18 protein-coding genes and 4 pseudogenes are annotated in these 21862 nt (G+C 59.4%); 13 read left to right on the forward strand and 9 right to left on the reverse strand.

The annotated features are described in order from the left end of the window. Together AC0L3J_RS27070 and AC0L3J_RS27075 are read right to left on the reverse strand one after the other, a co-directional pair. A pseudogene (locus AC0L3J_RS27070) lies at window positions 1-361 on the reverse strand (IS110 family transposase); the annotation flags it as partial. A 611-nt stretch (window positions 362-972) separates the two neighbouring features. Then, a complete protein-coding gene (locus tag AC0L3J_RS27075) occupies window positions 973-2316 on the reverse strand; it encodes an LLM class flavin-dependent oxidoreductase (RefSeq protein ID WP_473348914.1) in 1344 nt (447 codons plus the stop codon). A 559-nt stretch (window positions 2317-2875) separates the two neighbouring features. Between AC0L3J_RS27075 and AC0L3J_RS27080 the strand changes: the two are divergent. The 6 genes and pseudogenes from AC0L3J_RS27080 to AC0L3J_RS27105 all read left to right on the forward strand — a co-directional run bounded on the left by AC0L3J_RS27080 (window position 2876) and on the right by AC0L3J_RS27105 (window position 8641). Then, window positions 2876-3804, forward strand: a pseudogene (locus AC0L3J_RS27080) (TauD/TfdA dioxygenase family protein). Between the two features lie 28 nt (window positions 3805-3832). Next, window positions 3833-4888, forward strand: coding sequence for an ABC transporter substrate-binding protein (locus AC0L3J_RS27085; RefSeq protein WP_473348915.1), 1056 nt, complete (start codon window positions 3833-3835; stop codon window positions 4886-4888). Then, window positions 4885-5754, forward strand: coding sequence for an ABC transporter ATP-binding protein (locus AC0L3J_RS27090; RefSeq protein ID WP_473348916.1), 870 nt, complete (start codon window positions 4885-4887; stop codon window positions 5752-5754). Before AC0L3J_RS27085 ends, AC0L3J_RS27090 begins: the two co-directional genes overlap by 4 nt. Further along, window positions 5747-6622, forward strand: a complete 876-nt coding sequence (locus AC0L3J_RS27095) for an ABC transporter permease (RefSeq protein ID WP_198957589.1) — start codon at window positions 5747-5749, stop codon at window positions 6620-6622. Before AC0L3J_RS27090 ends, AC0L3J_RS27095 begins: the two co-directional genes overlap by 8 nt. 74 nt (window positions 6623-6696) lie before the next feature. Continuing rightward, window positions 6697-8324: pseudogene (locus AC0L3J_RS27100) on the forward strand (FAD-dependent oxidoreductase). Next, window positions 8321-8641 (forward strand): 4Fe-4S dicluster domain-containing protein, encoded by a 321-nt coding sequence (locus AC0L3J_RS27105; RefSeq protein WP_085383567.1) that lies wholly within the window; start codon window positions 8321-8323, stop codon window positions 8639-8641. The pseudogene AC0L3J_RS27100 and the gene AC0L3J_RS27105 overlap by 4 nt, the downstream one beginning before the upstream one ends. Before the next feature lie 29 nt (window positions 8642-8670). Here AC0L3J_RS27105 and AC0L3J_RS27110 read toward each other — a convergent pair whose 3' ends face one another. After that, window positions 8671-9072, reverse strand: a complete 402-nt coding sequence (locus tag AC0L3J_RS27110) for a hypothetical protein (RefSeq protein ID WP_473348917.1) — start codon at window positions 9070-9072, stop codon at window positions 8671-8673. Between the two features lie 16 nt (window positions 9073-9088). After that, window positions 9089-9289, reverse strand: coding sequence for a hypothetical protein (locus tag AC0L3J_RS27115; RefSeq protein WP_085348618.1), 201 nt, complete (start codon window positions 9287-9289; stop codon window positions 9089-9091). 68 nt (window positions 9290-9357) lie between these two features. On the opposite strand from AC0L3J_RS27115, the gene AC0L3J_RS27120 reads away from it, so the two are divergent. From AC0L3J_RS27120 to AC0L3J_RS27130, 3 genes are all read left to right on the forward strand, one after another. Continuing rightward, window positions 9358-9480: a hypothetical protein gene (locus AC0L3J_RS27120; protein ID WP_473349030.1), complete on the forward strand. Its 123-nt coding sequence runs from the start codon at window positions 9358-9360 to the stop codon at window positions 9478-9480. A gap of 593 nt (window positions 9481-10073) precedes the next feature. Continuing rightward, the gene (locus AC0L3J_RS27125; protein ID WP_354202895.1) at window positions 10074-10277 is read left to right on the forward strand and encodes a hypothetical protein; all 204 of its coding nucleotides are present in this window, start codon (window positions 10074-10076) and stop codon (window positions 10275-10277) included. After that, entirely contained in the window at window positions 10264-12732 is a 2469-nt protein-coding gene (locus tag AC0L3J_RS27130; RefSeq protein ID WP_473348918.1) for an AAA family ATPase, read from the forward strand. Before AC0L3J_RS27125 ends, AC0L3J_RS27130 begins: the two co-directional genes overlap by 14 nt. On the opposite strand, the pseudogene AC0L3J_RS27135 reads toward AC0L3J_RS27130, so the two are convergent. Both AC0L3J_RS27135 and AC0L3J_RS27140 read right to left on the reverse strand, forming a co-directional pair. After that, window positions 12652-13038 (reverse strand): annotated as a pseudogene (locus tag AC0L3J_RS27135) (transposase family protein); the annotation flags it as partial. The gene AC0L3J_RS27130 and the pseudogene AC0L3J_RS27135 overlap by 81 nt on opposite strands. Before the next feature lie 26 nt (window positions 13039-13064). Further along, window positions 13065-14378 carry a DUF2130 domain-containing protein gene (locus tag AC0L3J_RS27140; protein WP_368508733.1) on the reverse strand — a complete coding sequence of 438 codons (1314 nt, stop codon included), beginning with the start codon at window positions 14376-14378 and terminating at the stop codon, window positions 13065-13067. 557 nt (window positions 14379-14935) lie between these two features. Between AC0L3J_RS27140 and AC0L3J_RS27145 the strand changes: the two genes are divergently transcribed. Together AC0L3J_RS27145 and AC0L3J_RS27150 are read left to right on the forward strand one after the other, a co-directional pair. Beyond that, window positions 14936-15214 carry a helix-turn-helix transcriptional regulator gene (locus AC0L3J_RS27145; protein WP_240543913.1) on the forward strand — a complete coding sequence of 93 codons (279 nt, stop codon included), beginning with the start codon at window positions 14936-14938 and terminating at the stop codon, window positions 15212-15214. Beyond that, the gene (locus AC0L3J_RS27150) at window positions 15204-16547 is read left to right on the forward strand and encodes a type II toxin-antitoxin system HipA family toxin (RefSeq protein WP_085383578.1); all 1344 of its coding nucleotides are present in this window, start codon (window positions 15204-15206) and stop codon (window positions 16545-16547) included. The genes AC0L3J_RS27145 and AC0L3J_RS27150 overlap by 11 nt, the downstream gene beginning before the upstream one ends. Before the next feature lie 249 nt (window positions 16548-16796). Here AC0L3J_RS27150 and AC0L3J_RS27155 read toward each other — a convergent pair whose 3' ends face one another. After that, window positions 16797-18704 carry a hypothetical protein gene (locus AC0L3J_RS27155; protein WP_473348919.1) on the reverse strand — a complete coding sequence of 636 codons (1908 nt, stop codon included), beginning with the start codon at window positions 18702-18704 and terminating at the stop codon, window positions 16797-16799. A gap of 478 nt (window positions 18705-19182) precedes the next feature. Here AC0L3J_RS27155 and AC0L3J_RS27160 point away from each other — a divergent pair, with 478 nt between their 5' ends. Together AC0L3J_RS27160 and AC0L3J_RS27165 are read left to right on the forward strand one after the other, a co-directional pair. Continuing rightward, window positions 19183-19758, forward strand: coding sequence for a hypothetical protein (locus AC0L3J_RS27160; protein WP_085383561.1), 576 nt, complete (start codon window positions 19183-19185; stop codon window positions 19756-19758). A gap of 14 nt (window positions 19759-19772) precedes the next feature. Then, window positions 19773-20294, forward strand: coding sequence for a hypothetical protein (locus AC0L3J_RS27165; RefSeq protein ID WP_473348921.1), 522 nt, complete (start codon window positions 19773-19775; stop codon window positions 20292-20294). A 476-nt stretch (window positions 20295-20770) separates the two neighbouring features. Here the strand turns inward: AC0L3J_RS27165 and AC0L3J_RS27170 are convergent, their stop codons facing one another. Further along, complete coding sequence (locus AC0L3J_RS27170) at window positions 20771-21154, reverse strand: DEAD/DEAH box helicase family protein (protein ID WP_473348922.1); 384 nt, start codon at window positions 21152-21154, stop codon at window positions 20771-20773. Window positions 21155-21352: 198 nt separating this feature from the next. Beyond that, window positions 21353-21862, reverse strand: a complete 510-nt coding sequence (locus AC0L3J_RS27175; RefSeq protein ID WP_473348923.1) for a 3'-5' exonuclease — start codon at window positions 21860-21862, stop codon at window positions 21353-21355.

Below are 21862 nucleotides of genomic sequence, written 5' to 3' on the forward strand. Positions count from 1 at the left end.
TCTGGCTTTCCTCACTTTTGACTTTTACCTCTCGATACCATCCAACCCGCACCAGTTCGGCAAGCCCTCGCGCATCATTCTGATCGCTCTTGTTCATTCGGACCGACAAAGCTGCGTGCGCCTGCCAAGCGCCGATGCAGACCACCGGAAGCTCAACCCTGCGGAGTTCATGCCATAGCCAACTCGCCATCGCACCGGTCGCGAAGCCGATACGCTCGGCATGAGGCGCATGTTTTAAGCAGGTCAGTCAAGGCACCAGGATTAGACTTGGCTTTTCCTTCGAAGATTACTTTGCCAGTCTCGTTGCAACGCACACAGCGGTTTCTCTCTGTGAGACGTCCAGCCCGACGTACTGCTTCATGAGAGCTCCTTCGAATCATTTGATTGCGTGGGCTCAACGATAACGGAGGTTGTCTGCCACGAGCGCCGACCGCAATTACGTCATCGTCTGCAAATATTGCAGGCCGAATGCTGGCCGGCCATCATCATCCCTTCGCGGTGCAATATTGTCCGCATCAAGCATTCGGCCGGCTGCCACATCGAAGGATCCCGGCGATCGGAGATCAGGGCCCACTTAAAGGCTATCGCTGACTATCTGGCCGGGAGCGACGTTCTTTTCCCGAATGCCATCATTCTCGCGATCACAGCGGACGCAAAAGGGTGGTGAATTGGGGTACTACACCGCGGTTCGGATCCCGCAGGCGATCGACAGGACAAGCTTGGCAAAGCCCGCATGGGTGGCCTCAATCAGGAGAAGCTGCTTCGGCTGGAAACGCGCGCGTTGGAAAGTGTTAGCAAATTCGCGCCTCGAAGAGTGAAGATCGAGTCCGCTGTGGCGCAAGAAACCGATTATGAGGCTGCGCGATATCCCTGCGACATTAGATCCCGCGAAGGCGTTAGGTCGATCCGCTACAATCGACCTGAGAGTTCGAGAAAGCCGGCGCTGAAGGACATGAGAGGAGGTCCGGCAAGCTACGCGATCGCCTGAATGGAATTGGAGAAAACGCTTGCTGGCCGCTCCAAGCCGTAGTGATCGCGCAGCGTTTTGCCCGCGTAGTCGTGCCGGAACAGTCCGCGCTTGCGCAGGATCGGCACGACCTGCTCGGCGAAGACGTCGAATCCGCCGGGTAGCCAAGGCGGCATGACGTTGAAGCCATCGGCCGCGCCGTTCTCGAACCAGGTCTGGATGTTGTCGGCGATCTTTTCCGGCGGACCCGCAATCACCCAATGACCGCGTGCCCCTGCCAGCCGTTGCACCAGTTGACGAAGCGTCGGTTTCTCGCGATCCACGATATCGACCACCAGCTTAAATCGGCTGGCGACGCCGTAAGCGCCGCCAGTATCGATCAAATGTCGGGGAAAGGGATCATCTAGGTCAAACCCCGAAAGGTCGAGACCGAGTATCTGACGCAGCTGGGTCAGCGAATACTCTGGCTGGATCAGGTCGTTGAATTCTTCCTGCAGTCGGTCCGCCTCGAGCTGTGTGCTGCCGATGAAAGGACTGATGCCGGGCAGGATCTTGATCTGATCGGGGCTGCGATCGAAGGCGCGAGCCTGGCGCTTGATGTCGGCGTAGAATTCCTGGGCACTCGCCAGTGTCTGATGCGCGGTGAAGATCGCCTCGGCGAATCGTGCTGCAAAGGCCCGTCCATCGTCGGAGGAGCCAGCCTGGACATAGACCGGCCGCCCCTGGGGCGTCCTTGAGATGTTCAGCGGCCCACGGACCCGAAAATGCTTTCCGACGTGATTGATTGCGTGGATCTTGGCGGTGTCGGCGAAAATACCCGAGATGGGATCGTTGACAAGCGCGTCGTCCTCCCAGCTGTCCCAAAGCCGTGTGATCACGTCGAGATACTCCCGCGCCCGCTCGTAGCGTTCGTGATGCGGAGGATGCTCGGGTAGACCAAAGTTCTGCGCGGCCTGCGGCGAACTCGTGGTCACGATGTTCCAACCCGCGCGGCCACCACTGATATGATCCAGGGAGGCGAACAGTCGCGCCAGGTTGTACGGCTCGGTGTAGGTCGTCGACGCCGTCGCGATCAAGCCGATCCGACTGGTAGCCGATGCGATCGCCGTGAGCAGGGTGATCGGCTCGGGCCGAAACCGCTGGGCATAACGGACATTGTCCGCCAGCGCCGGGCCATCGGCAAAGAAGACCGCGTCGAACTTGTGCGCCTCGGCGCGCCGCGCCAGCTCCTGATAGTAGGTGACGTCGAGAATACGGTCGGATGCTGAATCTCTGTGACGCCAAGCGGCCTCGTGATGGCCGTCAGGATATATGAAGAAGTTTAGAGAAAGTTGCCGTCGTCCGCTCATGGCTGAGATCCGCATCCATTGGGAGCTGTAGGAAGCGAAACTCTACGTCTGCACCCGGTTTGATGTCGATGAAATGAATTTGCATTGTTGAGTCGGATGCAAGCATGAATCTTGCGAGCGGAGCGCTAAGCGAAGATCAGGGCAAGCGCCAGCACCAGAAAGGGTGCTAGCTGCAGCGACTTCATCACTCATACCGAGCAATGGTGCGTTGCCTCGGTGAAGATTGCATCCCTCTTTCGATCCGACGAGGCGTCATAATTGCAAATCTTTCGGCGTGAGCATCGATGGCAAAGCGTTCGTTGCCTATCGCCAAAAACAAAGCTGATTTCGTTTCATTGACTCGCCGCCGATCACCCGTACCATTCAGAGCCTCAACACGAGGGTCCGTCATGCTCCAATTTGATCCCGGCGATCGATGTTGCGGCTCCGGCCATGTGCGGGAGCATGTTGCGGCCGAATAGGGCCCGCAGCCTGAAATGACCTGATTTATCTCCGCCGTCGCTCTTGCGACCGGCGTTCGGCGGAGCTTTGCCTTGGGATCGCATGGCGAGAAACGATCATGAGCAACACGACAAGCATCGACAATGTCATTCCGCGCGCGGACATCGTCAAGCGTGCGGCGCGGCTCGGCGCCGAGATCAGGAACATCAAGCTATCGGGCGATCTCGGCGACGAGACCGTCCGTGCCATCAACCAGGTGCTGCTCGAGCATAAGGTCATCTTCTTTCGTAACCAGGAACATCTCGACGATGCCGAGCAGGAGCGCTTTGCCATCCGGCTTGGCAAGCTGGTTCCCATCCGACGGTCGGGGCGATCAAGGGGACGTCATCGATCCTGGAGCTGGATTCCGGTCGAGGCGGTGGCCGCGCGGACCAATGGCATACCGATGTCACATTCGTCGATGCCTATCCGAAGATCTCGGTGCTGCGCGGGGTGATGATCCCGCCCTATGGCGGCGACACGGTGTGGTCGAACACGGCGGCAGCCTATCTCGAGCTGCCGGCACCGCTGCGCAAGCTCGCCGACGAGCTGTGGGCCGTTCACAGCAATGCCTACGACTACGCCGTGAAGACGCAAGGAACTGAAGCGGATAGGAAACACTTCGACGAGGTGTTCACCGGAACGATCTACGAAACCGAGCATCCGGTGGTGCGTGTCCATCCCGAGACCGGCGAACGGACCCTCGTGCTCGGCAATTTCGTCCAGCGTTTCGTTGGGCTGCCGAAGTATGACGGCCAGAAGCTGTTCGAGCTGTTCCAATCGCACATTACGGCGCCGGAAAACACCCTGCGTTGGAGCTGGAAGACCGGCGACGTGGCGATCTGGGACAATCGCGCCACACAGCATTACGCGGTCAACGACTACGGCGATCAGCACCGCATCGTCCGTCGCGCCGCGATCGATGGCGAGGTGCCGCTGAGCGTGGACGGCCGGTCCAGCGTGACCCGCGTCAAGGCATCCAAACCTCAGGCCGCAAAAGCCGCTTGATTCAAGCCCACTCCAGGAAAACCATGAAATGAACGCGATAAGTCGAACGCTCCACGCGCCGCGGCACACCGTGCGCTCGGCCGCGCGAGTTCTTTTGGCCGGGGCCGTCGCGCTCGGCCTTACGGCCCCGGCGTTCGCCGAGCCGCCGCCCGAGAAGACCGAGATCCGTTACCAGGGTTGGGCGGGACAGGTGACCTTTACCGAGCTGGCCGAGGAGCTCGGCTATCTCGCGCCGCTGAAACTGAAATGGGTCGGCAATACGATCAGCGGACCGCAGGATATTCAGACCGTGGTCACCGGTGACATCGACATCGGCGGCGCGTTCTATGGTGCGATCCTCAAGCTGATCGCGGCGAAAGCCCCGATCAAGGCGGTCGTCAGCTATTACGGCTCCGATGCCAATACCTATTATGGCTACTTCGTGAAGGACGACAGTCCGATCAAGACCGCGCGTGACCTGATCGGCAAGAAGGTGGCGGTCAACACGCTGGGCGCACATCTGGAGTTCGTATTGCGCGAGTACCTGGCTAGGTCCGGCCTCAGCCCGAGCGAGGCCAAGCAGGTCACGCTGGTGGCGATCCCACCGGTGAGCGGCGAGCAAGCGTTGCGCCAGGGTCAGGTCGAGGTGAGCGCGCTCAGCGGGGTTTTGCGCGACAAGGCCCTCGATCGTGGGGGCATCCGCTCGCTTTTCAATGACACCGATCTGTTCGGCCAGTTCACCGGTGGTGCCTACGTGCTGCGAGACAAATTCATCAACGACAATCCCAATGCCTCGCGCAAGCTGGTGGAAGGGATTTCGCAGGCGATCGAATGGGCCCAGACCACAGCTCCGGAAGAGGTGAGGGCCCGGTTCGACAAGATCATCGCGGAGCGCAAGCGCAATGAGGATGCCTCCTCGATCAAGTACTGGAAGAGTACGGGCGTCGCCTCCAAGGGCGGCGTGATCTCGGATGCCGAAATCCAGGTCTGGATCTACTGGCTGGAGAAGGACGGCCTGTTCAAACCGGGGCAGGTCAAGGCCTCCGACACTTACACTAACCAGTTCAACTACTTTCGTCCCGGTAAGACGGCGGAGGCCCGATGACCTCGGTCAAAATCCGTATCGAGCAAGTCCGTAAGGAGTTTTTCCTGCGTGGCGAAGGGGGCGAGCAAAGAAAGCACTTTGCCGCGCTTGAGGACATCACGCTCGATGTTCGCTCCGGCGAGTTCCTGGCTCTTGTCCGCCCCAGCGGCTGCGGAAAGTCCACCTTGCTCGATCTGCTGGGCGGTCTCACGCTGCCCAGTAGCGGCCGGATTCTGCTCGATGGGCGGCCGATTGCCGGACCAGGTCGCGACCGCGGAATCGTGTTCCAGCAGTATGCGCTGTTTCCTTGGCGTTCCGCCATTGAGAATGTCGAGTTCGGGCTCGATATCGCAGGGCTCAAGCCCAAGCAGCGCCGCGACATCGCCCGGCATTTCCTTGACCTGGTCGGCCTGTCCGGCTTTGCCGACCGCTACCCGCACGAGCTCTCCGGTGGCATGAAGCAGCGCGTCGCGATCGCGCGGAGTCTCGCCTACGATCCGGAGGTGCTGCTGATGGACGAGCCGTTCGCCGCACTCGATGCTCAGACCCGCGAGACGCTGCAAGGAGAATTGCTCCGGATCTGGCGTGCCACCGGAAAAACCATCGTCTTCATCACCCATGGCATCGACGAGGCGATCGTGCTCGGCCAGCGGGTGGCCATGATGACGTCGCGCCCGGGCCGGATCAAGCAGGTATTCGACATTCCAGATGTGCTGCGCAGTGAAGATGGCGACGTACGCTCGCTATCCGAGTTCGGCCGCGTGCGTCACGACGTCTGGAGTCTTTTGCGCGAGGAAGTGTTGAAAGCACAGCAGGGACAATTGGCCAGCGCCATTGACACGCAGCGTGCCGCCGCCCGCAAAGTGAAAGAGGTTGCCCATGTCTAGTCTCGAAATGTTGACATTGCTGGAGGTTGCCCATGGGCGCCGAGAGCCGCTCACCAGCATGGAAAGACCGGCATCGCCCGTGGCGGACCGGATCCGCGCCGCGGCCCGCGGGCTGGCTGCCTTCGGGCACCGCTCGTTGCTGTTGATTGCCCTGCTGGCGGTCTGGGAGGCAGCTCCGAGAATCGGGCTGATCGATGCCGTGTTCCTGCCCCCCTTCTCGGAGGTTATCGCTGCGGGCTGGCAGCTTGCGCAAACCGGCGAGCTCTACGATGACGTCTCCGCCAGCCTGTTGCGCGCCCTGAGCGGATTTCTAATTTCGGTCGCGTTGATCGTCCCGCTCGGCGTGGCCGTCGGTTGGTATGCCCGGCTCGGTGATCTCGTCAATCAGTTCATCGAGATCTGCCGGAATACCGCGCCGCTCGCGCTGCTGCCGGTCTTCATCCTGCTGCTCGGCATCGGCGAAACGTCGAAGATCACGATGGTGGTCTATAGCTGCGCGTGGCCGCTGCTGCTCAACACCGTTGCCGCGGTGAAGCAGGTCGATCCGTTGCTGATCAAGTCGGCGCGGACCATGGGGGCGACTCCGCAGCAGCTGTTCCGCAAGGTGATCCTGCCGGCAGCGCTTCCCACCATCTTTGTCGGGATACGCCTCGCCAGCGCGTCGGCCATGCTGGTGCTGGTGGCGTCCGAAATGGTCGGCGCGAAGGCCGGCCTCGGCTATCTCATCATCAATAGCCAATACAGCTTCCTGATCCCGCAGATGTATTTCGGCATTCTCGGGATCACCGTCATCGGGCTGGCGTCCAATGCCGTTCTCGAAGCGCTGGAGCGGCGCTTCATGCGCTGGAAGGCGCCAGTGACGGCGTAATCCGTCAGCTCCACATGTGATGATCTAGCCGACGCAGCGCACGATTGAGATTGTCCCGCGTAAAGGAGTGTACGATGACAAGCCAACGCCATCGCGCCGAGCGCGTGTCCGCCCCGCCGGAGTCGGTTGAGTTCGATGCCGACGTGCTGGTCCTCGGCGGCGGACCTGCGGGCACTTGGGCCGCGGTGAGTGCGGCGGAACGCGGGGCGCGCGTTGTGCTGGCAGACAAGGGTTTTTGTGGCACGTCCGGGGCTACAGCTGCTGCCGGCACAGGCGTGTGGTACGTCGACCCGGATCCTGCGTTTCACGAGGTGGCGATGGCCAAGCGCGAGAAGCTGGGCGGGCAGCTCCAAGACCGCCGTTGGATGGCACGCGTCCTCGATCAGACCTACCAGCAGAGCAACCGGCTCGCCGATTGGGGCTATCCTTATCCCAGCAATAACGAGGTAAGTCGCAGCGCACCTCGCTGCAGGGTCCAGAATATATGCGCCTGATGCGCAAGAGGACCAAGCAGGCTGGCGTCACCATTCTAGATCATAGTCCTGCGCTCGAACTGCTCGTGGACGACAATGGCGCCGTTGCTGGAGCCAGCGGCCTGCGCCGGCAGAAGCATGATCGCTGGACGGTGCGGGCCAAGGCGGTCGTGATTGCAACAGGCGGCTGCGCGTTCCTGAGCAAAACCCTCGGATCGAATGTTCTGACCGGCGATGGATATCTTATGGCTGCGGAAACTGGCGCTGAATTCAGCAGCATGGAGTTCTCTAATCCATATGCAATTTCCCCGGCCTTCGGTTCGGTAACCAAGACCCTGTTCTACGGTTGGGCAACCTTTACCTATGAAGATGGCAGCGTTGTCCCCGGCGCGGCCTCGAAGGGTGGGCGCTCGGCTATTGCCCGAGCGTTGCTCGAGGGCGCGGTCTATGCGCGGCTCGACAAGGCTGATCATGACGTGCAGCGCCAGATGCGTGCGTCACAGCCGAACTTCTTCCTGCCGTTCGATCGCACCGGGGTCGACCCGTTTAGCGTTCGCTTTCCGGTCACGCTCAGGCACGAGGGCACCGTCCGCGGCACCGGCGGGCTCCGCATCGTTGACGACAGTTGTGCGACCAGTGTACCGGGCCTCTATGCGGCCGGCGATGCCGCGACGCGCGAGTTGATCTGCGGCGGTTTCACCGGCGGCGGCAGCCACAATGCGGCTTGGGCTATGTCATCGGGAAGCTGGGCGGGGCAGGGCGCCGCCGACTACGCCAAGCAGCTTGGTACGACCGTCAGGCGAAAACTGTCATCTGCGGGCACGGTCGCTCTTCGTAACCGGTCGCTGCGCCCGTTCGAACCCGCGGCGCTCGCAAGAGCGGTTCAGGACGAGGTCTTTCCGTATGAACTGAACTACTTTCGCGATGGGGCACGCTTGGATGGAGCACTGGCGCGTCTTGACGCGGCATGGATCGGCGTCTCGGACGCGGACGCGGCGAACGGAGCCGATGTGTTGCGGGCTCGCGAAAGCGCGGCCATGCTGGCGACGGCTAGGTGGATGTACCGCAGCGCGCTGGCGCGTCAGGAAACTCGCGGTATGCACCGCCGCGACGATTTTCCTGACCAGGATATCCAGCAGCGTCATTACGTGACGACAGGCGGTCTCAACGATGTCTGGACCTCGGTTCGGCCACACGCTGAAGCTGTCTATGCGGAGGCCGCGGAATGATCGAGGTCATCGATGCTGAGCGGTGCACATCGTGTGACATCTGTGTCAATGTGTGCCCGACAAACGTCTTCGATAAGACGGATGGAATTCCGGTCATTGCCCGTCAGGACGACTGCCAGACCTGCTTCCTTTGCGAGCTTTATTGTCCCGAGGATGCGCTTTGGGTCTCCCCCTTCGCCGATGAGAAGCAGCCCGTCGATCTCACGGGGCTCAAGCGAACGGCGGTGATGGGCAGCTATCGCCGAGCTGTCGGTTGGACCGACGACACGCGGGATCGCCGCGGCATCGACCAGAGCTATCTACTCTTTGGTCAGTGAGTGGCGGCGCTCGGACAGGCCGTTTCCGCTTAAGATGCATGCGCTCGGGCGCGTTCGCGGGCTTCGCGGCGACGCTGCAGCCGTTCGCGTCGGCGCTTCGCTCGCTCCATCGGCTGCGGCAACGATCGCACCCGCGACCCTGCCGTTTCGACCCTTACTTTCTCGACTGTTTCGTGTTCGGTCCGGCGCGCCTCCATGGATTCGAGCACGGCTCGTCCGTTCACAGTAATTCTCCAGCCGCCGTTTTGACGCTCGACGAGGCGGTCGAAAAAATGTCGAGCCCGGGCGCGCGCGGCCAGCCGCTTGGTGCGCTCGGCCCAGTCCGGGCCGCTGGTGGCGAGGATGGCCATGTCGCGCTTGAGGTCCGCCATCACGGCGAATCCCTCGGGGTAACTCACCAGGATCTTCAAGACCGTGACTTGGAAATTCACTCCGCACCTTGCCCGATCAACGCCACATCGTCGGCGCTTGTGTCAGGGCTTTCCGGCCGATCTGCCGTAGCTGGTCCGGTGTCCTCTCGCCGGTCTTTGCGGCCTCGAGGATCTTGCAGGCCACGTGAGTGCGAGCGCCGGTCTCGGAACTTGGTAGCTCTTCGCAGACCTCGTCGAGTACCGCTCGCAATAGAGCGGTTGTCGCTTGTTCAAACATGGTACGCCCCTCGGAAAGCCAGATCCTACCGTAAGTCTTTCAATCTTGGGATTCACGAATGTGAACTAATGAACTCTGCTGCACTGCACGAGCAGCTGGTCCACGGCCTTGTGCCGGAGCTGCAACATCGAGGGCTGTTCCGCACCGAGTACCACGGCTCGAGCTTGCGCGATTCGCTCGGCTTGTCCTAGCCAGCGGGCTGAGGTCGCCACGCCCAACCGACGCTATGCTCTTTGGCCTTCAGCCACTCCCACGATATGCAGCTCAATGAGGTATCGTGAACGTGCGACAGACCTTGATTTCCGGCCTGAAAAAACACGGGTGGGACCAGCAAGTCATTGATGATGCTTAGCGCACAGATAACTCTTAATCAGCGGGTCCCAGGTTCGAGCCCTGGTGCGCCCACCAAGTTTCTCTATAAATCAAATACTTGCGTTCCCCTTGAGATCGCATTCGTCTCGTGGGTCGACTTGGGTGACGTAAAACGGCCTCCTTGGCCAGGCTAGGGACTCTCGCAAGGATTAGATGTCGTGCGGCGGCGGTGCTTCGCGCCTCCAGGAGCTCCGCTCGAGCCGCAATCGAGTCCTTGCATACCAACATCCGCGATAGGATTCGGCGCGCTCCATCTAGCCGGCGCAAACGCCTTCATTTATACAGCAGGTATATTCACCCGCTGCAAGCTGGGCCCTCGATTTTCCGTGGCGCACCCTCAGATTGCGCGCATCGCGTCGGCGAGCGATGAACGGCATACGCCGTGACGCGATGGCGGACGGTAAGGACAAAGATGGCTGCTCCGAGTGATCCGCCTTTTTCATCCACGGTCTCGTCCGTGATCGACGCTTTCTTGCAAAGGCTCGAGGACCACAAGACCCTTCCGCCAGCATCGCTCTCCGCGCTGCGACAGGCTTTGGCGGATCACAAGCTGGACGCAGAAAGCCTGCGGGAGGCGATCTTCACCCCTGCGGAGCAGACCGATGATCCAGATTGAAGAAATCGAAATTGTCGAGTTCCGTGGCATCCGGCATCTGAAGCGTTCGCTCGGGCGAAGGAGCCTCGGCATCGCGGGTCCGAACGGCACCGGTAAGAGCGGTATCGTGGACGCAATCGAGTTTGCCCTCACCGGAAACATCACGCGGCTTGGCGGCGCGGGCACGGCTGAGCTGAGTGTCAAGGCGCACGCGCCGCATGTGGACTCGAGCAAGAAGCCCGAGAACGCATTGGTCCGCCTCAAGGTCTATGCGCCTGCACTGAAGAAAACCATCACAATCGAACGGAGCGTCAAGAACGCAAGCATCGCGACGTTGAAGCCGAATGACGCCGACACCAAGGCCGTCCTCGCCCAGCTCGAAACCCATCCCGAGTTTGCGCTGTCCCGTCGCGAGATCATCAAATACATCCTCGTCCCGGCAGGGAAGCGGTCCCAATACGTCCAGGAACTTCTGCGTCTCGATCAACTCGAAAAGCTGCGGACCTCGTTTCAGCGCGTTGCCAATGACGCAAAGCGAGATCATACCCGTGCTGAGGCGGAAGATCGGCGGACCAAGTCCGACTTCTATCGGCATGTTGACATTGCGGCTTCGAAGAAAAATGACCTGCTTGCCGCGGTGAATGCCCGGCGGGCCGTTCTGAAGCTCGATCCGATCACGGACCTCGCGCCGGCAAATGCCCTGAAGGCCGGCGTCAATGCAGAGGCCGAAGAGAAGGCGCCGCAGCCCTTTTCCAAGCTTGGTGCCAAGAGCGACCTTGCAGCCTATCAGGACTGTCTGGCTGTCTCGCAGCAGGCGGGAATACTAGGTGAGAAGGCTGCGGCTGTTGCCGGGCTTACCAAACTTACCGATGATCCTGCCTTGCTGAAGGTGGTCAAGCAACGTGCGCTGCTCGAACGGGGGCTCGAACTGATCGAGGAAGATGCTTGTCCGCTCTGCGACAATGTCTGGGAAATGCCCGCGTTGGTCGCCCATCTTCAGGAGAAGATCGCAAAGGCCGACGCCGCCTCCGCGGTTCTGAAGCAGCTTGCATCCGCAATCGCTCCTCTCACGGCGCACCTGCAGGCAGTGGTCCGCGAAGCCGGCAAGGTGGCCCAATGGTGCGAAAAGGCCAACCCTCCGATAGATGCTTCGGCGCTCGGCGCGCATGCCAAGGTGCTCGACGGCGACCGGGTCATCCTCGAGAAGATCGTTCGCGATCCAGCGGTCATTGCTGAGGCCCTGCAAGCGCTCGGCCGATTGGGTACGCCCACCCCCGGCGAGCTGCTCCAAGCCACAGACGGTCTGGCGGCCTACATCGACACGTTACCAGATCCTTCAAAGGAGGAAGCGGCGAAGGAGTTTCTGATCGTCGCGCAGGAAAAGTACGATCAATGCCGAGTGACGCAGCGCGCGCTGAGTTTGTCGGCGCAGCAGGCCGAGAAGGCTTCGGCCGTGCTGAGCCACTACGGCGCGGTCAGCACCGCAATCCTGGAGGGCATCTACGACAAGGTGCAGAAGGATTTCACCGAATACTACAGCTTCATCAACCGTGACGATGAGGACAAGTTCGAGGGCAAGCTCTCGCCGTCATTCGGCAAGCTCGCTTTCGATGTCGACTTCTACGGGCGCGGCAAGTTTCCTCCGGGGGCCTATCATAGCGAGGGCCATCAAGACGGCATGGGGCTTTGCCTCTATCTCGCGCTGGTGAAGCATACGCTTGGCGACGGGTTCACACTCGCCGTCTTGGACGATGTTCTGATGTCGGTCGACGCCGGCCATCGGCGTGAGGTCTGTGCACTCCTGAAGCAAAAGTTCCCAAACACCCAGTTTATTCTGACCACCCACGACGGGGTGTGGCTCAAGTTCATGCAGAGCGAAAAGCTAGTTCAGAGCACACTCAGCTTCGGCGGCTGGACGGTTGACGGGGGCCCACAGGTCTGGACCGAAGGCGATGTCTGGACGCAGATCGACGGATGCCTCGCCAAGGGCAATGTGCCGCAGGCGGCGGGAACGTTGCGGCGCTACCTCGAATTCACATCGACGATCTTAGCGGACAACCTGCGTGCTCGCATCGAATACCACGGTAACGGACAATACGATCTCGGCGATCTCTGGCCCAGCGTGCTGGCCGCATGGAAAGCCCGCCTCCAGGAGGCACGCGATTCTGCGGCCTCATGGGGCAAGAATATCCAGGAGGCCGAAACGCTCCAGGTGGAATCCAAGAAACGCGTTGCTGCGACGAAGTCAGAGGAATGGATGATCAACAAGGCCGTCCATTACAACGCCTGGGCGGATCTCCAGCCGAAGGAATTCGTTGCGGTCGCGAGTTCGTTTCAGGAATTGCTTCGGCTGATGCAATGCCCGAACACCGACTGCGGTGAGTTCCTCTGTGTTTCACCTATCAAGGGCGACAAGGAGGTGCTCCGCTGCAGCTGCGGCACGATTAGTCTCAACCTGGTTGCGAAGAAGAAATGACGCGCAGTCGCAGCGCGTTTCAGCCCGGCCACATTGTTTGATCCTGTTGAAGAACCGCTCAACCCAGTTGCAGGTCCGGTAGAGATAAAGGCTGAAGCAGATTGGATCGCTGCGATTGCTTTTCGCGGCATGTTGGCCTAGGTGCCCTTTTCAAGGCAAGTTCTCTGATCCAATCGACTAGCCGCAGCTGGCAAGGAGCATTCGACCTGAATTCAGACGAGATGGCAATTTTCCGGCAAGTCGGACGTCGTGTGCCTCGCCGGGGCTCAAAGCCAGCAATACCTGCAGACAATTGCTATCGACCACGCGTGATGGCGAGGATCGATATGCGATTATCCTATTTTCCGGTCAGGGTCGCCTACGGCTTCCAGCATTGGAACCTCTAGACTCGGAATCTCCGGCATCGCCTTGCCGGCGATCGCTTGCAGGTCACCCACCATGCCGACGGTCGACTCGATCACAGCCAATATTTGCGTTTCGCGCTTGGCCCACTGCCTCCCCAAGAATTTGCGCTCCTTGTCCAAATCCTCGCGCATATCGTTAAACTTCTCGACCACGGCATCTACCCGCTGGCGGAATTTCGTGCCGGTCAGGTACTGGTAGACCTGCTCCATCTTGGTCTGCTGTCCCTGTTGAACCATGCGCGAACTGTTGACGTCGATCAGTCCCTGGCGGAGAGCCACTGCAACCGGGAGCGCACATCGCGGATGAGCAACCCAGATGCCGTCGATGAGATCGAAATGTTCCACATGTTTCGGCAGGGTCTGTGAGACGATGAGCGCCACATCGGCGCCACAGCGGCGTTGATCATCGCGAAGTTTTGCAAGCCAGCCGTCGCTCCAGGCCTTTGTCCGTTTCGACTCCCAGAGGATGATGCCGGCGGGCTGACTGATCGAGCCGTTCACCTGCTGTATCACGTCGGCACCGAGCTCACCCTTGCCGACCGGTTCGATCAGATCGGTCGGAAACCTTCCTCGAAGCAATTCCTCGAGTTCAAGTTCGAGAACCTCACCTTGCGACTGTTGCGAACCTTGCTCTGCCTTGCGCTTCAACTCCTCGATCGTGCGGGCCATAGACTCGATCGTTTGGTCCTTTTCCGCAACGCGCAAGCGCGCAGCTTCGTCGGCATCCTGCTTTGCCTTAGCCTGGATTTCCCCGATGGATGCCTGCACGCGCTTTTCTATGGTTAAGTCGAGCTCGCGCTTTTCGTCCTCGAGCGCTCGTTGCTGTCGCATCATTTCGGCTTGTTGCTTCTGCGCCTCGGCGAGCTTGAGGTTATTGTTGGCCAAGTTGGCCCGCAGCTCTGCAGTCTCCGATTCTTTTGCCTCTAGCTCAGCAGCAGCCGCCTCGCGCGCCTTCTTTCCCTCGCTAGCGGCAAGTTGGGCCCTCTCTGCCGCCAATCGCTGTTTGACCTGGTCTTCGACTTGCTCGCGGTCCTTTGAAAGTTGCTCGCGTTCGAGCCGCAGCACCTCGAGTTTGCGAGCCAACTCGGCGTCCTTGCTCGCCAGCTGTTCCTGAAAGCGTCGACGCGTCTCAGCAAGCAGCGGAGCAGCCAACGATTCCGTCAAACGGATCTCGTGATTGCAATTGGGACATTGCAGGGTCGGTTCAGTTGAAGCTCCGGCTGCCGCTGCTTTAAAGCTCATGAACTTTCCTCATTCGGATCGGTGCGGATTGAACATCATCCAAGCGCGGTTGGGGCGTCTGAGGCGGCGATGTCCACATGCTGTTCGCCGATCGCAGAGCTTTTCCACGCAATCCGCACTTTCGAGTTGGGCAGAAATCGCCGGCGCTTTGGCGGAGACTGGCTTTGCCACATTGAGCGAGGTCGAAAGGGGGGCAATGTTAGATGTTCCTGTTGTGTACTCATGAGGCGGTCGTCAATTGGTTTCTTAATCTGATGGCTATCAGGATCGGGCTCGGGCCCCAGATCCGCGAGCCATGTTGAGGCGCAAGGTTGCACTCGGTTAGCCGTTCGAATTTAAACTTTTCTGAGAATTCTAGTGGCGTCTTCAGGCGCCAATATAGGCATTTGCGGCTGCTTAAGGCGCCAAGCGATTGACATCGCAGAGGAGGAGTCGCTATATTCTCCAGGAGCCATAAGGCGCCAAGAAGCCTTTTAAGGGAGCCTTAAGACGCCATGCCTCCTCGTAGCCAATTAATCAGCGCGCCACCCTCAGCCGTTCAGGAGGCGATCAAGCGCTTGGGCAACAATCTTCGGACCGCGCGCCTGCGCCGCAACCTGAGCCATGCAGAGCTGGCAGCTAAGCTGGGCGTAGATCGTCACGTCATCGCTGACGCTGAGAACGGGAAATTGAGCACCAGTGCCGGCGTGTATGTCGGCATGCTGTGGGCAATGAATCTGCTCCCGTCGCTTGCCGACGTTGCCAACCCGAAGAACGATGAGGAGGGGCTCGCGCTAAGCGGCCTCGATGAGCGCGAGCGTGCGCGACAGGGGGGAGGACCAAGCAATGCCTTCTGAGGAGTGTTTCGTCTACATCACGCTGCCAGGCCAGACAGAACCGGTTACGGCGGGGCGGTATCAACTCGACACGACACGCCAAGGGGCCGCCGTTGGACAATTCGTCTATGGCCGCAGCTACCTCGAGCGAAAGGATCGCGTCGAGTTCGATCCGGTCGAGCTCAAGATTCAAGTCCCTCCGTTCCGGACAACGAAGCTGCGGGGCAATTTTGGCGCGTTGCGGGACAGCTCTCCGGACGCCTGGGGACGCAAGCTGATCGAAACTCGTCTGGGCAATCCGTCGCCGAGCGAAATTCAATATCTGCTCAACTCACCCGACGATCGCGCCGGCGCCTTGGGCTTTGGTCTTAACGTGCAACCGCCGGCACCTGTTCGTACGTTCAACAAGACGCTGGACTTGGCGCGTTTGATCGAAGTGGCCGACCAGATCGTCGCCGCTGAAAAGGATCCAGCAGCACGAGTACCAGCAGGTGCTGACGCTGAGCAGGCCGAGGCGTTGATGCGTGCGGGCACCTCGATGGGGGGCGCGCGGCCGAAGGCTACCGTCGAGGACGAGGATGCGCTTTGGCTCGCGAAATTTCCCCATCGCGACGATCGATGGAACAACCCGCGGGTCGAGCACGCCATGCTGACCCTTGCTCGTGAGTGCGGGATCTCGTGCGCGGAGAGCCGGATGACCACGATCGGCGACAAGGATGTCGTCCTGATCAAGCGGTTCGATCGGAATAAGGCCGAGAAGGGTTACCACCGCAGCAGGATGGTGAGCGCCTTGACGCTGCTCGATGCGGATGACACGCCCGACACTGCCGATAAGCGTCAAAAATGGTCATATCTTCTGTTGGCTGATGAAATACGGCGAGCCGCATCCGGAAGTCAGTCGAAGGATCTGCCAGAGCTGTTTCGGCGTGTGTGCTTTAACACCCTCATCTCGAATACCGACGATCATCCACGTAACCATGCCATCTTGGCAAAGGACCAGGCGTGGTCGCTGTCGCCGGCATACGACCTCACACCGAACCCGATGATTGCATTGGAGCGCCGGGACCTGGCGATGGCATTCGGCGACTGGGGACGATACGCGAACCGGGTCAACTTGCTGTCGCAGTGCGAACGTTTTCTCTTGTCCAGAGAAGACGCCACGGCAATCGTTGACGGCATGAGAGCTACCATCGATGAGGCCTGGTATCGAGTCTGCCGGCAAGTTGGCGTCAGCGAGCGGGATTGCGAACTGATCCGCAGCGCGTTCATTTACGAAGGGTTCGGTTACAATTTGGAGGATCCGACGATCGCAACCGACGACGTCGAAGAGCTGCCGACCACCCGTCCACGCTAAGCGGGCGGGAAACGAGCGAAAATCGCAGGTGCATAGCCCGAAGGCGATGCCGAATGTCCTCAGGCAAGCGAGCGCGCCCGCGCAGCATGTCAACTATTTTGATCTCGGATACCCGTCGTATCAAACGCGCTCCGGAATTCTTTCGAGATGCCGAAGTCGCTCGTCAATGGAGGCGCGATCACGCGCAAGATCCGCAACGTGGGAGGAGTCCAGCGCAACGAATTGTGGTTTCAGCAGCGTGCTCGCCATCTAGCGTCCAGTGGACACGGAAGCACTTCCCTCCCGTGAAGATGAATCCTGATCCCCGGACGAAACCACGTTGACGACTTCGAATTCGTGTCTGCGGTAGGAAATTCTCACCTCTTGCGTCGGTCTGCGGTCGATCGCCCGGATCCGGAGGCGCTTTGCGAATTCCCGTCGTCTCAGAGGCTCGCTCAGATACGTTTCGAGGTCCGAGGCCGCGGACTGGCGACTTTCGAAGGTCTTCTGAAAGGAGCCGCCGGAAATAATCCCGCCTTTGCCGAGGCTCAAGTTGAATAAGATCTCACCACTGAAAAAGTCCTCGAAATCTCTCAGGGCAACGATCGGCACTCCGCGGAACGAAAAGCCATTCAGGAAAGTCTTTTCTGTCAAGGCGAATGGAACAACTCTCTCGATGTCAGCCGGCCAGTTCAGGCTCGAAGACAGGGCGGACCAATTCGCGATAAGGAAGTCCGCCTTTCTGGCAGCCTGTTTGCAAGCTCCGGCCATCTTTTCCACGTGCTGCAGAATTGCAAGTGGCTCGGCTGAGAACGCATCGTACTTCACTTCGGCGAGGTAGATTGTCTTATCAGCTAGGATCAGTAGATCAACCTCCTCAAAAGTCGAGGCGTTCGGCTTTAGCTTCATGGGCCCACGGACCGCGAAGGGCAGCAACGCCTTCTTGATCGCGCGCGTCGTCAGGTCAGCGATGTAGGTCTCGAAATCGCGGCCGATGTCTATGTCATCGTTACCCGATACTAGTTCCTCGACGTAACGCTCGAAGTTCGCATGAGCGCACATCGGAGAGAGCAGCGCGTAGCTCGTCTCAAAAAATACGAGTGGGGTGAACCATATGTCGTGCTTCTGGCCCGGTACGAACACGAACCGGTCCAACAGCTCGCTGGCCACTTTCTCGTCCATGTCGAGGAAGGCCGCAACAAATGCGCCGAATGACGTCGCGTCGAACAAATATGAGTTGCTCTCGTTCTTGAGGCCGAAGCGGGAGAGGTTTCCGAGTGATATGAAGGTGAGGAGAAGATAAATATCGAGCGCGCGCGAAGCGGGATGATCCGCCTTCAGATGCCGAATAATGTTTCTTAGGAACGGATAGGCAATGTGATTGTGCATGCTCGCGCGAAATTTGGCAAAGTCCCGTCGATTTTTTCGTCCCACGCGCAATTGGCCGTCGACGAAACGATGCTGTGCCACGGCGAAGCCTTTGGCGCCGCCGAACGAGATGTGCTGCATTCTCAGCGACCCCTCGCGCGCCAAACTGATTCGCTGTGCAATCTCAATAGCATTGTCTGCGAGCGCTTCCGGCTTGGTATCCACCTCGTTGCCAAGGCAGAGGCACTCTAGCCAGTCGTTCTTGTAAATCCTGAACTGATTGAAGACTCTGAAGAGCAAGCGAAGGTCCGGGGCCGCGCCATCGCCATGATCAGTTTGCGACTTGAGGAAGGCGCAGTAATCTAGTGCAACTTTGAGCGTGTCAAAAATGCCTTCCAGGAGATCGTCGCCGGAATAGTCGTTTCCATCGGCCGTCCGGAACGCGCGAAGGTTCATCAGGTCGGATTCGGAGATAGTATCGGAATCGGTTGGCGGAATGAATGGTTGATCGAATATGTGGAAGCCGTCAAATAGCGACAAAAGGACCGCAGAACGGCGTACTGGTTCGGAGTGCTTAGCGGATAGGCGGTAGGATGCCAGCGCATTTCGCAAATCATCGAAGATTGCGATGAATGTGTCGTATGTCCGGCAGAATTCGGGGGCGCTGACGCGAAATCGCTCAATGAGCGCGTTCGCCTGCGTCTTCTCAAACTTGAAATGATCTGGTTGAAGCCGCGTATCGTTGATGATCAGCGATCGCATCTCGCGGCGGTCAAGGAACGTATCCAGCGTGAAATTAAAATCAGTCATCGACGTTCTTTCAGGGGCGAAGGCGAGGTGGTCTCATACTTCCGGAGAGTTCTGGATCGCAAGCGTCGAAATGCTTCGGTGAAGCCCTGCCTTCGAGATCCATGCCCATTTGCCCCTCGGCAGACGTGCGCTGCCAGACGGATAAGGCCGTTGGCAGCGCCGGTCGACCTTTCGTCGCATTCCTACAGCCAATCCACGATGACCGGCGGTTGGTTTGGCGTCATGGACCTCGTCAGGATTGAAGATCGGCTCATTGCGTGTCGACTAGACCCGTAGCTCATCTTGACAAACGGCGTACAGCCCTAGATTGTAGAGTGAAAGTTATTTGGTCGAGCGATTTCAAGCGGTTGCGCGGTAAGCAAGGTAGCCGCTTGCGACCGTGCTCTAAAGGGCGCGTGTCTTCCACGTGTGGCGAAAGGCGAGCGGTAAGGTCTTTGCCAAGAATCATTCACTGTAGCTTTTTGACTGAGGAGTTTTCATGGTTTCGCCTCTTGAGCTCCTGCGGGAGGCAAATCGAGAGTACCCGGCCACCCGTATCGTGTGGCCGGCGATCGCCATTGTTGCGGTGCTGGCCATCATCGAGTCCTTCCGTATCAGTTGGAGCGTCGCTGCGCTTGGAGCAATCGTCATACTGATATTGCTCATCCTGTTCCTGATCGTATCTGCAATCGCGGGAATATTGGGGCGTGATCGCCAAGGGTTTGCCATCCTCCGTTTGCCGGTTTTCGTGATTGTTTGGGCTTATACGCTGAGCATCTGCGTGGTCTTGGGCTTGTGCATCAGCTGCTTCTTCTTCCGCTGGCCAGGTTCGTTCGCAGAGCTAGTCACGTTCGGTCAATCGGTGGCCGTCGCCAAATTGGAGAAGCCGACTCAAACACCCCCGGTGGTCCAGCCGGTGCCACGATCGGACACGCCTTCCGCCTCTCCCGTCGGACAAGGACCTCAGGTCGACGTGGCACGCGTCAACGCCTGTCTGAACGCGATCGATAAGGAAAAGTTGTCGGTCGCTGAAGTGACCGTTCAATCACGCCAGTGCCTGCAGGCAGGCAAGTGAAGAGGGTAACCAAGATGCCGACGTCATTGGCGCGCCACGCTAGAACGATTGGTGCATTGTTGCTTACCGTGGCCTATTCGACCGATGTTGTCTGGGCCGACGAGATCGACCAATGCATGACAAACCTACAAGCGGCGTATGAAAGCCCGCAACAGTTCACGCAAGAGGGAGAGATAACCTGCCCGGCGGGGGATGTCGTTGGCTTCCCGCCGCGTATTCGTCGCAACGACAGGAGCGGCGCGGTGACTTACATGGCCCCTCCCGGGACGATCATTCAAAATCGTTCGATCGATGCGATCAGCGTAGATAATATCAGCCAGAATAACGGCAGGTATGGTCAGCCGTCGATCTCCGCGGACAATCGAACCGTAACTGTGCCGATCAGCTGCGATGGCAAGGGACCAGGTGAAGGACGTGCGTGGCAGAACATTCGAATTCGCGGAGTGATCATCCGGCAGCCTGCGGCCGAGAACATCAAGTCTTGGGCGATCCAGTGCGTTAGATGCGTGGCTGAGACGAACTGTCCCGCGCCTTGAGACATCAATGCCAGAGCGTGGCGTTGATGTCACGCTTTCTTCAAAGAGCGCCGTCGACGACCTCCTCCATGAACTCCGAACCTCGGCGTTCGGTCGCGGCCGACAAGACCTCGTGAAGTCTAGCGCCTTCGGTGTCGCGGGTGGCCCTAGGCCAAGCGCACGCCATTGCGATAAATCGTTTGATTGCTCATGGAAATCCATAGAATGCCTGGCGGCGTTGCATGATGATGCGATAGCATCCGTTGTTCAATAGCACGACAGTCAAGGGCAGATAGCGACTGTTATGCGGCTGGATCTAGCGCAGATTTGTTGCGATCGAGATCGGTGCTCTCGGAGTTCAGCGAATGGCAGGGGAGGTCGAGTGCACCGTGGATGATCTTGATGGCCTCGTCGCGAGCGATAGGTCCATAGATGCCGCTCAGCGGCATGCATCCAAGGCCGATGCGACGCAAGGAAGACGGATTGCTTCTCATGAGCTATTTGGACGCGGACAAACGGGTCGCGACACGGTCGATAACCGTCCGGAGGATTTCGGCCTGATTTGACGACGTCAACGTCAAAGGCACCGGCGCAAGGACGTAAGCGAGCTGCTCGATCCAGCGCGCGGCGGCTTTACGAAGGTCAGAGTCCTTTTCTCGCCCTCCACCGAGTTCAATTCTCGGATCGAGCGATGTTTTGATGAATACATCATAGTCGGGCATGTGCGCAGCCACCATGGCTGTCAGGGCGGCCTGGCGCCGCTCACCGATTGTTCGGCCGGTCAATTCGAGCGCCGCCCGCAAATAACCCAAGGCGTCGAGCACCGGGCGATCGACCAGAATAACGTCGGAGGACAGTGACGCTTCAGCCTCCAGACGCATGCATTCGGCCATAATCCACAGTGTGCTTTCGAAGGTGCCTGAGGATCCGGAATCCCAGAGCCTCTGCCTTGATCGCGAAATCGCCGATGCGGCAGACCCGCAAGTTCAGCTGCTTTAGCTCTGCCTCCAAAGCTTCGAAGAACGACGACTTGCCGGTGGAATGCGTCCCGGTAATGCCGATCTTGACTGGAGGCGAGCTCACAGCAGCGATCCTTGTCGAGGGTCGAGGATATTTGCATCCCTCAGCGCCCTGTCGCGCTCGCTACTGGGCAGAGGCGTGAGCAAATGGATAAGGATCAGGGCCGTGAGGGTCGCATCGTAGAGTGCCGAATGATGGCGCTGTCCGGTGAGCTGTGCAGCCTTGTCAGCGAGCCCAAATTCGGCGCCCAGATTGGCCAGACCGTAAGACGGCAGTCCCGGCTTGAGCACTTTTGCAAGCGTCAGAGTGTCGAACGCGGCTCGCGGCGTCCAATCAGGCATTGAGCGCTTTAGAATCTCGACTTCGATCTTGACGTTGTGGCCGACGATAGGGGGTTCTCCGATCCACATCAGGACGTCGTCGGCGATATCCTCGATCGAGGGGGCGTCTGCGACGTCATCGTCTGTCAGACCATGTATCCGCGTTGCGCTTGGCTGGATCCCGCGGTCGGGCCGAATGAACCAGTGGCGCTTGTTGTCGGTCAATGCGAGATCCTTGACCTCCAGCAT

This window comes from Bradyrhizobium sp. Kon37 (genome assembly GCF_055807535.1).